At 66.9% G+C, this 12,128-nt stretch carries 12 protein-coding genes; 8 read left to right on the top strand and 4 right to left on the bottom strand.

Translation table 11 applies throughout. The features are described from left to right. The first annotated feature begins 18 nt into the window (after positions 1-18). Positions 19-999: an o-succinylbenzoate synthase gene (locus tag ACIA8C_RS11020; RefSeq protein WP_397133297.1), complete on the top strand. Its 981-nt coding sequence runs from the start codon at positions 19-21 to the stop codon at positions 997-999. A 70-nt stretch (positions 1,000-1,069) separates the two neighbouring features. Here the strand turns inward: ACIA8C_RS11020 and ACIA8C_RS11015 are convergent, their stop codons facing one another. Beyond that, positions 1,070-1,582 carry a TIGR04338 family metallohydrolase gene (locus tag ACIA8C_RS11015; protein ID WP_397133295.1) on the bottom strand — a complete coding sequence of 171 codons (513 nt, stop codon included), beginning with the start codon at positions 1,580-1,582 and terminating at the stop codon, positions 1,070-1,072. Between the two features lie 243 nt (positions 1,583-1,825). Continuing rightward, complete coding sequence (locus ACIA8C_RS11010; RefSeq protein WP_397133293.1) at positions 1,826-2,692, bottom strand: DUF2786 domain-containing protein; 867 nt, start codon at positions 2,690-2,692, stop codon at positions 1,826-1,828. A 121-nt stretch (positions 2,693-2,813) separates the two neighbouring features. On the opposite strand from ACIA8C_RS11010, the gene ACIA8C_RS11005 reads away from it, so the two are divergent. The 6 genes from ACIA8C_RS11005 (at position 2,814) to ACIA8C_RS10980 (ending at position 9,633) form a co-directional block, all read left to right on the top strand. Next, a complete protein-coding gene (locus tag ACIA8C_RS11005; protein ID WP_397133291.1) occupies positions 2,814-4,115 on the top strand; it encodes an ABC transporter substrate-binding protein in 1,302 nt (433 codons plus the stop codon). Positions 4,116-4,251: 136 nt separating this feature from the next. Continuing rightward, positions 4,252-5,184, top strand: a complete 933-nt coding sequence (locus tag ACIA8C_RS11000; protein ID WP_397133811.1) for a carbohydrate ABC transporter permease — start codon at positions 4,252-4,254, stop codon at positions 5,182-5,184. Continuing rightward, on the top strand, positions 5,184-6,062 hold the full coding sequence (locus ACIA8C_RS10995) for a carbohydrate ABC transporter permease (RefSeq protein ID WP_397133289.1): 879 nt from the start codon (positions 5,184-5,186) through the stop codon (positions 6,060-6,062). Before ACIA8C_RS11000 ends, ACIA8C_RS10995 begins: the two co-directional genes overlap by 1 nt. Positions 6,063-6,294: 232 nt before the next feature. Continuing rightward, complete coding sequence (locus ACIA8C_RS10990) at positions 6,295-8,550, top strand: transglycosylase domain-containing protein (RefSeq protein ID WP_397133287.1); 2,256 nt, start codon at positions 6,295-6,297, stop codon at positions 8,548-8,550. Between the two features lie 188 nt (positions 8,551-8,738). Further along, positions 8,739-9,197: a GyrI-like domain-containing protein gene (locus tag ACIA8C_RS10985; protein WP_396995079.1), complete on the top strand. Its 459-nt coding sequence runs from the start codon at positions 8,739-8,741 to the stop codon at positions 9,195-9,197. Between the two features lie 10 nt (positions 9,198-9,207). Continuing rightward, positions 9,208-9,633 (top strand): GyrI-like domain-containing protein, encoded by a 426-nt coding sequence (locus tag ACIA8C_RS10980; RefSeq protein WP_397133285.1) that lies wholly within the window; start codon positions 9,208-9,210, stop codon positions 9,631-9,633. Between the two features lie 210 nt (positions 9,634-9,843). Here ACIA8C_RS10980 and ACIA8C_RS10975 read toward each other — a convergent pair whose 3' ends face one another. Together ACIA8C_RS10975 and ACIA8C_RS10970 are read right to left on the bottom strand one after the other, a co-directional pair. After that, positions 9,844-10,941 carry an inositol-3-phosphate synthase gene (locus tag ACIA8C_RS10975; protein WP_397133283.1) on the bottom strand — a complete coding sequence of 366 codons (1,098 nt, stop codon included), beginning with the start codon at positions 10,939-10,941 and terminating at the stop codon, positions 9,844-9,846. Then, on the bottom strand, positions 10,934-11,491 hold the full coding sequence (locus tag ACIA8C_RS10970) for a PadR family transcriptional regulator (RefSeq protein WP_107653374.1): 558 nt from the start codon (positions 11,489-11,491) through the stop codon (positions 10,934-10,936). Before ACIA8C_RS10970 ends, ACIA8C_RS10975 begins: the two co-directional genes overlap by 8 nt. Positions 11,492-11,661: 170 nt before the next feature. Between ACIA8C_RS10970 and ACIA8C_RS10965 the strand changes: the two genes are divergently transcribed. Further along, positions 11,662-12,072 (top strand): DUF5318 domain-containing protein, encoded by a 411-nt coding sequence (locus ACIA8C_RS10965; protein WP_191093751.1) that lies wholly within the window; start codon positions 11,662-11,664, stop codon positions 12,070-12,072. The last annotated feature ends 56 nt before the right edge of the window (positions 12,073-12,128 follow it).

Here is a 12,128-nt window from a genome sequence, read left to right as displayed (position 1 = left end):
CCGATAAGCTGGCTGGCGATGACCGATCACGTTGTTGAGAGCATCGTCTACGCGATCCCGATGCGCACCCGCTTCCGTGGCATCACCGTGCGCGAGGGGATGCTGATCCGGGGTCCGCTCGGGTGGGGCGACTTCTGTCCGTTCACCGAGTACGACGACCGGGAGGCGGCCGGCTGGCTGGCCACCGCCCTCGAGCAGATAACGGTGGGTTGGCCGGAACCGGTGCGCGATCGGATTCCGATCAACTGCACGGTGCCCGCGGTCGATCCGGCACGCGCGCACGCGATTGTCGCGGAATCGGGTTGCGGCACCGCGAAGGTGAAGATCGCCGATCATCCCGATTCGCTCGCCGAGGACCTCGCCAGGGTCGAGGCGGTGCGCGACGCGCTCGGTCCGCGCGGCGCCGTCCGGGTGGACGCGAACGCGGTCTGGGATGTCGAGACCGCCGTCGCGCACATCACCCGAATCGACAAGGCCGCAGGCGGTTTGGAGTACGTCGAGCAGCCGTGCCGGACCATCGAGGAACTGGCCGCGGTCCGCCGCCGCGTCGACGTGCGCATCGCCGCCGACGAATCCATTCGCCGCGCCGAGGACCCGCTGCGGGTCGCCGTCGCGGGTGCCGCCGATATCGCGGTGCTGAAATGCACTCCGCTCGGCGGCGTCCGCCGCGCGCTCCGGGTGGCCGAAGCCGCCGGGCTGCCGTGCGTTGTCTCCTCGGCCCTGGAGACCAGTGTCGGCCTGGCCGCGCAACTCGCCCTCGCCGGTGCCATCCCCGAACTCGACTTCGCCTGCGGGCTCGGCACATTGTCGCTGCTCACCGGCGATGTGGTGGTCGATTCGCTACGCCAGGTCGGTGGGTATCTGCCGGTTCCGCGGACGCCGCCGCAGCCTGATCCCGCTCTCGCCGAGCAGTACCGGCAGCGCGACCCGGATCGAACCGCGTGGTGGGAAGAGCGGCTGGCGCGCGTTCTGCTACTGGCCGAGGCACCGCCGGTCTGAGCGGACATTTTTCGCGGCCGGCACGCCGAAATAGCCCCTGCGGCTCCGATATTGACCGCACAGACCGGTGCTACCCGAGCCGCACACCGCAACCCAGCATCGTCGCGCGCAGCACCAACGCCGCCTCGGGACCGATGATGCCGTCGACCAATTCCAGGTAGCGGGTACAGAATTCGGGGCCGTGCGGGGCGACGGAGCCGACGTTCGGCTCCAGATGATGGGCCAATTCGTGCAGGATCACCAGTTCGCGCAACGCCCATCCCCTACTGCCCGTATGCAGCGGTACCGCGAGGACCGCGTCGCCGGCCTCGTAGTGCGCGGCCGTCGCGCCCGCGCGAGAGCGCACCCGAACCGCGGTCTCGGCGCGATCCCATTGTCCCCGAACCCAATTGAGCGCGAGCACCTTGTCGGCATAACTCTGCACGGAATCGACGGAGGCGAAGCGCCGTTCGATCGGCAGCGTGAGGTGCGAACCGTACAGCTCGACGGTGCGACCGCCGTGCTCGTCGGCGCGGTCGAACATCCCACGCACCAACTGCTCGGCGTCGTATACCTTGGCGCGCTGCGTATCTCGCACACTCACGACGCCACCCCGCCGGCGCTCAGTCGCGTCGCGCGAGTGGACGCACTGCGTCTTTTGTTCACTCGCTGACGCTCACGTACGACGCCGCCAGCGCTCGACGCGGTCATGCGCGAACGCGCACGGTGACTTCGGTTCGCCGGCTGACGCACGCTCACGAGCATCGTCCACGAACGGCGCGTACGCGACCGGAGTCAGCGCTGCCCCGCGCGTCCGAACGCAGACACGCCGCAGCCCCGCACGCACTCACGCTGACCCATTGTTCGAGCCGCGAGGCTTGCGCGTCGTCAATTGCCCACGCGCGGCGCCGAGTTCCGGCGAGGTACCGAGCCGTGCCGCCTTACCGGCCCGGTCCCCCGCTCGCCGCGCCGCCGCCGAATGCCCGGCCGACGCCTGCGGCCCACGCCAAGTCCCGCGGGCTTCGGACGTACTTGTGTAGAAGTCGGTGAGCTCGATCTCCTTGTTGCGCAACGCCAGCGCGGTGCTTGTTCCGGCGCTATCGCCGGGCACCACCTCGGCCTCGACCTCCGCCTTCACCGCGGCCAGCCGCTGCCCGATCCGTGCCGCGAACGCCATCTGAAAGTTCAACCGCGCGGTTACCCCCGCGACCGGCGCTTGCACCCGCCGTTGCACCCTGCGCCCCCAGCGCTTTTCGGTGACCACCTTCTCCACCGTCGCCGAGCGGTACTGCCCGGACTTGATGTATTGATCCGACGCACGCACCATCTGCACGAGCAGACTCGCGTACAGCGCCTCGCAGGTGTCGATATCGGAATCGAAACCGTAGGCGTACACCTGGGTCGAGGTGCGAGCGACATCGCAGCGCACATCGTTGGCGTGCGCGATGGCGACGAACAATTGGACGTAGGTGCGCAGCCCGCGCTTGCCGGGCTCGCCGATCGGGACGATCCGCTGAATCGGCGTCGGCCTGCGCTCACGTCCCGCGATGTGCGCGCGGGCCACCGTCAGATCGATGGACGATCTGGTCGCCAGCCGCTGGGCCGCGGCGAGAAACGCCTCGGCCTCGTGCTCGTTATCGGTGGATTCTGCCTGGCGCAGCAGCCCACCGATGCGGGTCAGCATCCGCTCGGGAACCGGGTTCGGCGATGTCATCACACGCCAGAGTAGCGAGGACTTCCCGCCACAATCCCCCGAGTCACTCCCGCACCATGTATCTTGCGTTGTGCAACCGGCAGGGTGTGCTAATGCTCACGATCGACTTGGAGTGTCCGCGATGGCTGTGAAAAAGGTGTCGTCCCTACGTACGTCGCTCGTACCGAAGGCCGCGCTCGCGGCCGTCTCGGTCGCGCTGCTGGCGGCGACGTTCACCAGCTCCTGCTCCAGCGACAGCGGCGGGAGTCCGGCGAGCCAGAACCTCAGCGGGCGCGGGCCGATCACCTACGTCGAGGGCAAGGACACCACCGAGACCGGTGCGGTCAAGCAGCTCATCGAGCGCTGGAACGCCTCGCACCCGGACGAGCAGGTGACGTTCAAGGAACAGTCGAACGACGCCTCGCAGCAGTACGACGACCTGGTCGAGCACATGCGGTCCAAGCAGTCCAGCTACGACGTCGTCGCCCTTGACGTGCCGTGGACCGCCGAGTTCGCCGCGAAGGGCTGGATCCAGCCGCTGAAGGATTCCTTCGCCATCGACACCTCCGCGCTGCTCTCCCCGCCGGTCGCCAGCGCCACCTACAACAACACGCTGTACGCGGCGCCCCGAAACACCAACGGCGGCTTGCTGTTCTATCGCAAGGACCTGGTGCCCAACCCGCCGAAGACCTGGAGCGAGATGATCTCCCAGTGCTCGGTGGCCAAGGCGCAGAACATCGGCTGCTACGCCGGGCAGTTCGCGCCGTACGAGGGCCTGACGGTGAACGCGGCCGAGGTGATCAACGCCTACGGCGGTAGCTTCGTCGGCGCCGACGGCAAGACTCCGACGGTGAACAGCCCGCAGGCCCGCGCCGGGCTCAAGGTCCTGGTCGACGCCTACAAGGACGGCAACATCCCGCAGGAAGCGATCACCTTCAAGGAGCCGGAGAGCAGCAACGCGTTCGCGCAGGGCAAGCTCATGTTCCTGCGTTCGTGGCCGTCCACCTACGGTGACGTCGGCGGCGACGCCTCCGCGGTGAAGGACAAGTTCGGTGTCGCCCCGCTGCCCGGCGAGAACGGCGTCGGCGCGTCCACGCTCGGCGGCTACAACGCGGCGATCAGCTCGTACTCCAAGAACAAGGCCACCGCGCTTGACTTCCTGCGCTTCCTGATCAGCGAGGACGCCCAGCACATCGTCGCCTCGGGTGCGCTGCCCTCGGTGCGTGCCTCGATGTACGACGACCCGGCGCTGATCGCGAAGATGCCGTACCTGCCCGCGCTCAAGGATTCCATCGCCAGCGCGGTGCCGCGTCCGGTCACGCCGTTCTACCCCGCGGTGTCGAAAGCCATCCAGGACAACGCTTATGCTGCGCTCAAGCAGTCCAAGTCCGTCGACGACGCGATCATCGGGATGCAGAAGGGCATCGAGACCGCGGGATCGTAGGCGGAGAGCGCAACGGACCCGACGAGACCCGTAGGAGAGAGAAACGGTGTCGGATCCTTCGGGAGCGGCCAGCACTGTGCCGAGTGACGAGTTCCTGCCACGCAAGCGTGGCCTCGGCGAGACCCTGGCTGTGGAAATGCGTCGCTCCGGTAAGTCGTGGCTGTTCGTCGCGCCGGTGCTTCTTGCGCTGGCGGTAGTCATCGGCTACCCGGTGATCCGGGCGCTGTGGATGTCCTTCCAGAAGGATTCGGGTCTGGACCCCGCGACGGGCATGTTCGTCGAGGGCGGCAGCGCGGGCTTCTCGAACTACACGCACTGGCTGCTGCAGCAGTGCCAGGCGGCCGGTGAGACGGTCAGCTGCCCGACCGGCAACCTCGGTTCGCAGTTCTGGCTGGCGATCGGCGTCACACTGTTCTTCACCGTGGTCACGGTGACCCTGGAGGCCACCCTCGGCCTCGGCTTCGCCATGGTGATGGGCAAGACGTTCAAGGGACGCGCGCTGCTGCGCGCCGCGGTGCTGATTCCGTGGGCGATCCCGACCGCGGTCACCGCGCGGTTGTGGGAGTTCATGTTCCAGTACGACGGGGTGGTGAACCGGGTGCTCGGCACCCACATCCTGTGGACCTCCGACGCGTGGCCCGCGCGGTTCGCGGTGATCGCGGCCGACGTGTGGAAGACGACGCCGTTCATGGCGTTGCTGCTGCTCGCCGGCCTGCAGGTGATTCCGGCCGACGTGTACGAGGCGGCCAGGGTCGACGGCGCCTCGGCCTGGCAGCGGTTCACCCAGATCACGCTGCCGCTGCTCAAACCCGCGCTGTTGGTCGCGGTGCTGTTCCGGACCATGGACGCGCTGCGCATGTACGACCTGCCCGCGATCATGACGCTGAGCAACCCGGCCACCCGGGTGGTCTCGATCCTGGTGGTCGATCAGGTCCGGCAGGGCCCCAACAGCGCGGCCGCGCTGTCGACGATCACCTTCCTGATGATCTTCGCGGTGGCCTTCGTACTGGTGAAGGTGCTGGGCGCCAACGCGGTTCGCACTCAGGAAGAACAGCGGGAGGCGCACTGATGTCTGTTCGGACTGCTGAAAAGCCTGCCGCGCAATCGGTTCCGTGGCTGCAACGGCTTCGGTCGGTGCGGCTCTACGTCGGTGTGGCCATCGTGCTCGTGTGGGGCCTCGGGCCGTTCTACTGGATGACCGTCACCGCGTTCCGCGATCCCGACTACACCTTCGACAGCACGCCGTGGCCGACCCATCTCACCTTCGAGAACTTCCGCAACGCCTTCGACACGAGCCGTGGCAACAACTTCGGCAAGGCACTGGCCAACAGCGTGATCATCGGCTCGGTCACCACGGTCGTCGCGCTGGTGCTCGGTGTGCTGGCCGCGTACGCCCTGGCGCGACTCACCTTCCGGGGCAAGTACCTGGTGTCCGGGCTGATCCTGAGCGCGTCGATGTTCCCGGTGGTCGTGCTGGTCACCCCGCTGTTCCAGCTGTTCACCAACATCGGCTGGATCGGCAAGTACCAGGCGATGATCATCCCGAACATTTCGTTCGTGCTGCCGATGACCGTCTACATCCTCGCGTCGTTCTTCGCCGAGCTCCCCTGGGAACTCGAAGAGGCAGCGCGGATCGACGGCGCCACCAAGCTGCAGGCGTTCCGGCTGGTGATGCTGCCGCTGGCGGCGCCCGCGGTATTCACCACCGCGATCCTCGCCTTCATCGCCGCGGTCAACGAATACCTCTTGGCCCGACTGCTTTCCAGCGGCGGCACCGAGCCGGTGACCGTCGCGGTCGCCCGCTTCTCCGGCAACAACCCGCTGGTCGAGCCGTACGCCGCGATCATGGCCGCCGGTGTCATGGTGTCGATCCCGCTGGTCATCATGGTGCTGCTGTTCCAGCGGCGCATCATCTCCGGCCTCACCGCGGGCGGCGTCAAGAGCTAGAAACACCGCTCAGGACAGGTTTTTCCGGCTATCGCCGGAATCACCCGGTGCCGCGTCGGCCCGGTGATAGCATCGCGGGTCACCCACGGCGCGAGTAAAGTCGTGCCCGCGGGGTAGGTCCATTTCCGATCGTTGTTCGTGCAGGTGAGTTTCGGCCGACGCTCCGGGAGGAGATGATCGTGAACGAGCGCCACCAGGGATATCCGGTGCCGAGCCGCCGCGAGGCGCAGTCGTGAGTTCGTTCGGTAAGCGGCGACGCAATGCGAGAGCCAAACCGGAGACCGCGCCCTATGCGTCGATCGCAGGCTTCAATGAGCTCGACACCACTCCGGCACGACGGAAACGACCCACTCGCTCCGCGAAAGAGTCCAAGACTCCGCGTCCAACGCCCGATCCGAATCGCCCGCCGCGCACCCGAGGGGAACGCTTCCGGCGCCTGGTGCTCGCCCTGTTCATCATCTTCGGCGCGGTGCCCGCACTGCTGTTCGTGCTGGTCTACTGGAGCGCCGAGATCCCCGATCCGGATTCGGTACAGACCAATCAGATCGCCACCGTTCTGGCCGCCGACGGCAGCACGGTGATCGCCAAAGTCGTGCCGCCCAACGGCAATCGGACCCCGATCCCGCTGGCCGAGGTGCCACAGCCGGTCCGCGACGCGATGCTCTCGGCCGAAGACCGCAACTTCTACACCAACCCCGGCTACTCGGCCTCCGGCTTCCTGCGCGCGGCCCGCGACAACCTGCTCGGCCGGGACAACGCGGGCGGCGGTTCCACCATCACCCAGCAGTACGTGAAGAACGCCTTCCTCGGTTCCGAGCGCACGCTCACCAGGAAGATGCGCGAGCTGGTGATCTCGGCCAAGATGGCCAGGCAGTGGAGCAAGGACGATATTCTCGCGGCCTACCTCAACACCATCTACTACGGCCGCGGCTCCTACGGCATCGCCGCGGCGAGCAACGCCTACTTCAACAAGCCGGTGAACCAGCTGACGCTGGCCGAGGGTGCGGTGCTCGCCGCGCTCGTGCGCACACCGTCGATCCTCGACCCAGAAACGCACCTGCCCGACCTGACCGCGCGCTGGAAGTACGTGCTCGACGGCATGGTCGAGATGGGCGTGCTCTCGCCGGGCAATCGGGACGCCACGGTTTTCCCGCAGATCATCCCGCTCAACGAGATCCCCGACGACACTGTGGCGCGCGGCCCCGAGGGCCTGATCCGCGCCCAGGTGGTGCGCGAACTGCGCTCGTCCGGGATCAGCGAACACGAGCTGGACACCGGCGCCCTGCAGATCACCACCACGATCGACGCCAAGGCGCAGCAGTCCGTGCTCGACGCGGTGCGTGACCGGCTCGGCGGGCAACCGCCCGAACTGCGCGCCGCGATCGTGTCGATCGACCCGCGTTCCGGCGCGGTGCGTGCCTACTTCGGCGGCACCGACGGCATCGGCTACGACTACGCCCAGGCGCCGCTGCAGACCGGGTCGGCGTTCAAGCCCTTCGCGGTGGTCGCCGCGCAGCAGCAGAGCATTCCGTTGAACCGCATGCTGGACAGTTCGCCGGTCACCGACCGCGGCACCAAGATCACCAATGTTGAGGGCGAGACGTGCGGCCGATGCAGCATGGCCGAAGCACTGAAGCGCTCGCTCAACACCAGCTTCTACCGGCTGACCATGTCGATGTTCGACGGGCCGAAGGCGATCGCCGACGCGGCACACGCGGCGGGCATCCCGGAGCAGATCCCCGGCGTCGCGGGCAAGACGCTGACCGAGGACGGCGGGCGGCCGCTGAACGGAATCGTGCTCGGGCAGTATCTCGTTCGCCCCATCGACATGGCCTCCGCGTACGGGACGATCGGCGCGTCCGGCGTTTATCACCAGCCGTACTTCGTGCAACGCGTGGTGACCGGTGACGGGCGGGTGCTGCTCGACCGCGGCGCGCCCGAGCAGCGGACCGGCAAGCAGCTGCCGGACGGCCAGCAGCGCATCCCGCGCGCCATCGCCGAGAACACCACCCAGGCGATGACGCCGATCGCCGCATACTCCAACGGGCACGCCCTGTCCGGTGGCCGGCCGTCGGCGGCGAAGACCGGCACCACCCAGCTCGGCGAGTCCAAGCTGAACAAGGACGCCTGGATGATCGGCTTCACGCCCTCGCTGTCCACGGCGGTCTGGATCGGCACCGAACAGTCGCAGCCGATACACACCGCCCGCGGCACCGACATATACGGGTCCGGCCTGCCCGCCGACATCTGGAAACAGGTGATGGACGGCGCACTCGACGGCACCCCGGTCGAACAGTTCCCCGCCGCGGCGGGGGCGGCGGCAGCCATCGCACCACCGTCGGCGAGCAAGCCGTCGGGCGGTAACTACGACATCCTGAATCCGCCGCCAGGCCCGCCGCGGCAGCCGGTGGTCATCATCCCGCCCGCGCCGCCAACACCTAAGGAAGTGGAAATTTTTCCCGGACTGACCATCCCGGTGCCGGGATAGCGATGATGCTGTGACCTTCCCGCACCCAGGGGAACGGATGACATGGCAGCATCGTTTGCCAGAGTGAGAGCGAACAGCGAGTGTGTCGGACAAGGCCGACGCCGACGCCGCGGGATCGATGCGGAAGGATATGCGCTCGAGCGACGACGCCGCCAATTGGAGACAGACGAGACATAGGGGCTACGCCGGTGGATTTCAATGTCGTTGACCAACCCGAGACGCTGGTGGCGGGAACAGTACTTCGCAGCCCAGCGCTCGCGGTCGAGGGACCGCGCCGCGCGAAAGTCGAAGAGGCGTGGAAGCGTAACCTGGCCCGCCAGCTGCCCGGGGCGCCGACGACCGCGTACGTCGACCACGCGCCGGAAATCAATTCCTACCTGACCCACATCGTCGGCTACCGCTGCCGCAGCGTGGACGACTTATTACCCGGTGACGTGCTGGCCCGGGTGCCCGCGGGCCGCTTCGCCCGATTCATCGCCAGCGGGGACAACCTCGGCGACACCATCGTGCACATCTGGCGCTCGGTGTGGGACGCCGAGGCGGCCGGCCGCTTCGTGCGCGCGTACACCGGGGATTGGGAGCATTATCCCGACGCGCGCACGGCCGAAGTTTTCGTAGCGCTGGCAGACGATCAAGTCGACGGGTAGGAACAACACTGTGGACTTCGAGATTGTCACGTTGGACGAGAGCCTGGTCGCCGGACTAACCGTCCCGCTCGCCGGACGCGAGGTGACCGCGCGCGACCTCGACCTGGTGAACTTCACCTGGGACCGCTATCTGGCGCGGGAGAAGAACGTGCCACGGGTAGCCGCCTACATCGGCCAGAACGACCACGCCGTCGCCGTGCTCGGCTACGAGGTGGCGTCGATGGACGACATGGACGCGGGCGACGTGCTCACCCGCGTCCCGCAGGGCCGCTACGCCAAGTTCGTCGTCTCCGACAAGCCCTACGACCTCCTGCGCACCGCCTGGGCCCAGGTCCGCAAGGCGGAGAGCGCCGGAACCATCACCCGCTCACACACCGCGGAGATCGAGCGCTACACAGGCCCGACCTCGGTCGAGGTCTACGTCTCGCTGGACTAGAAGTACCCCGAACAGCAAGTCGCCCGGAGGTTTTCACCTCCGGGCGACTTTCGTTGACTACCGGCCTCGCACAGCGCGAGTCTTACGAGCGCGTTCGTGGCCCGTCTCGCGTCCGAGTGGACGAAGCGCATGCGCCGCAGGCGCGAGTCTCGTCCGCTCGGACGCGAGACACCGGGGGCCACGAACACGCTGCGGCCACGCGGCCAAATATCAAGCGCCGATGATGAACGCTTCGAGCTGAGTGCGGGCGACGTCGTCGGCCAGCTGCTTGGGCGGGGACTTCATCAGGTAGGCCGAGGCCGGGATGACCGGGCCGCCGATGCCACGGTCCTTGGCGATCTTCGCCGCGCGGACCGCGTCGATGATGATGCCCGCCGAGTTCGGCGAGTCCCACACCTCGAGCTTGTACTCCAGGTTCAGCGGCACGTCGCCGAAGGCGCGGCCCTCGAGCCGGACGTAGGCCCACTTGCGGTCGTCGAGCCAGCCGACGTGGTCGGACGGGCCGATGTGCACGTCCTTGGCGCCCATTTCCTTCTTCAGGTTGCTGGTGACGGCCTGCGTCTTGGAGATCTTCTTCGACTCGAGGCGCTCGCGCTCCAGCATGTTCTTGAAGTCCATGTTGCCGCCGACGTTCAGCTGCATGGTGCGGTCGAGCTGCACACCGCGATCCTCGAACAGCTTGGCCATCACGCGGTGCGTGATGGTCGCGCCGACTTGGCTCTTGATGTCGTCACCGACGATGGGCACGCCCGCCTTGGTGAACTTCTCGGCCCACACCGGGTCGGAGGCGATGAACACCGGCAGCGCGTTGACGAAGGCGACGTTCGCGTCGATGGCGCACTGTGCGTAGAACTTGTCGGCCTCCTCCGAACCCACCGGCAGGTAGGAGACGAGGACATCGACGTTGTTGTCCTTCAGGACCTTGACCACGTCGACCGGCTCGGCCTCGGACAGGTCGATGGTCTCGGCGTAGTACTTGCCGATACCGTCGAGCGTCGGACCGCGTTGCACGACAACGTCGCTCGGCGGCACGTCGGAGATCTTGATGGTGTTGTTCTCGCTGGCGAAGATGGCCTCGGCGAGGTCGAAACCGACCTTCTTGGCGTCGACGTCGAACGCGGCGACGAACTTCACGTCCCGGACGTGGTACTTGCCGAATTTGACGTGCATAAGTCCGGGCACGGTCGCGGTCTCGTCCGCGTCCTTGTAGTACTGCACACCCTGGACCAGCGAGGAAGCGCAGTTACCCACACCTACGATGGCGACGCGTACTTCTGTGGCGTTGTCAGCCTTTTTGTCATCACTCATGGCCGATATTTCCCTCTTTCTGTGGTGCCGCCTTCGTCGATTGCTCCGCCGCAATCAACTCGTTGAGCCAGCGCACTTCGCGCTCGCTTGATTCGAGTCCGAGCTGGTGGAGCTGCCGGGTGTAGCGATCGAGTGACCCGCTGGCCTTCTTGATCGCCTCCCGGAGTCCTTCTCGGCGCTCCTCGACCTGGCGTCGCCTGCCTTCCAGAATCCGCATCCGCGCGGTGGCGGGGGTGCGGCTGAAGAAGGCGAGATGAACGCCGAAGCCGTCGTCGGTGTAGTTCTGCGGTCCGGTGTCGGCGAGCAGTTCACTGAATCGCTCGCGGCCGGCCGGAGTCAGTTGGTAGACGCGGCGGGCACGTCGGGTGACCACGCCCGCCGGAATCTCCTCGGCGATCAACCCATCCGACTGCATGCGGCGCAGCGTGGGATAGAGCGACCCGTAGGAGAAGGCCCGAAACGCGCCGAGCAGGCCGGTGAGCCGCTTACGCAGCTCGTAGCCGTGCATGGGCGATTCGAGGAGCAGCCCGAGGATGGCCAGCTCGAGCACCGGGCTTCACCTCCCTGACTATGTACAGACCTAACCGATGGATGCGACTGCCAACTATATCGGACCGATATAACCGTGCACAGGCCTGGTCGATACAAACAGGGATCTACCGGGCGTCTGATACCCCTGAGCCAGGGCGGCCCCTCGGCAACACCGCTACTCTGGTTCTCGTGCGAATCCAGCGGCAAGTGGTCGACTACGCCCTACGGCGTCGGTCGTTGCTGGCTGACGTGTATGCGGGCCGCGTCGATGTCGCCTCGGTATGTGATGCGAATCCCTACCTGCTGCGTGCGGCGAAGTTCCACGGTCGGGGGAGCGAGGTCACATGCCCGATCTGCCGGAAAGAACAGCTCACGCTTGTATCTTGGGTCTACGGCGACGGTCTCGGACCGGTGGCAGGGTCTGCTCGCACACCAGAGGAGCTGACCCGCCTCGCCGAGACTCGTGAGGAGTTCTCGGTCCATGTCGTCGAGGTATGCCGCAGCTGCAGCTGGAATCATCTGGTGCAGTCCTACGTCCTCGGTACCACGCCGGCGCCAACGCGGCGTCGCACCGGGACCCGGCGCACCGCAGCCGAATGAAGTGCCTGGTCATCTGCCCGTCGGATGACTCGCGGAGCCAGCACGTGTCCGCAGCG

The organism is Nocardia sp. NPDC051321, from assembly GCF_044455225.1.
Classification (GTDB): Bacteria; Actinomycetota; Actinomycetes; order Mycobacteriales; family Mycobacteriaceae; genus Nocardia.
This window is presented reverse-complemented; position numbering and strand designations above follow the sequence as displayed.

Bases quoted from the DNA above. Each gene is read 5' to 3' on its own strand.
- ACIA8C_RS11020 (WP_397133297.1), top strand. From the start codon at position 19: ATGACCGATCACGTTGTTGAGAGCATCGTCTACGCGATCCCGATGCGC.
- ACIA8C_RS11010 (WP_397133293.1), bottom strand. From the start codon at position 2,692: ATGACATCGCCGAACCCGGTTCCCGAGCGGATGCTGACCCGCATCGGT.
- ACIA8C_RS11005 (WP_397133291.1), top strand. From the start codon at position 2,814: ATGGCTGTGAAAAAGGTGTCGTCCCTACGTACGTCGCTCGTACCGAAG.
- ACIA8C_RS11000 (WP_397133811.1), top strand. From the start codon at position 4,252: ATGCGTCGCTCCGGTAAGTCGTGGCTGTTCGTCGCGCCGGTGCTTCTT.
- ACIA8C_RS10995 (WP_397133289.1), top strand. From the start codon at position 5,184: ATGTCTGTTCGGACTGCTGAAAAGCCTGCCGCGCAATCGGTTCCGTGG.
- ACIA8C_RS10975 (WP_397133283.1), bottom strand. From the start codon at position 10,941: ATGAGTGATGACAAAAAGGCTGACAACGCCACAGAAGTACGCGTCGCC.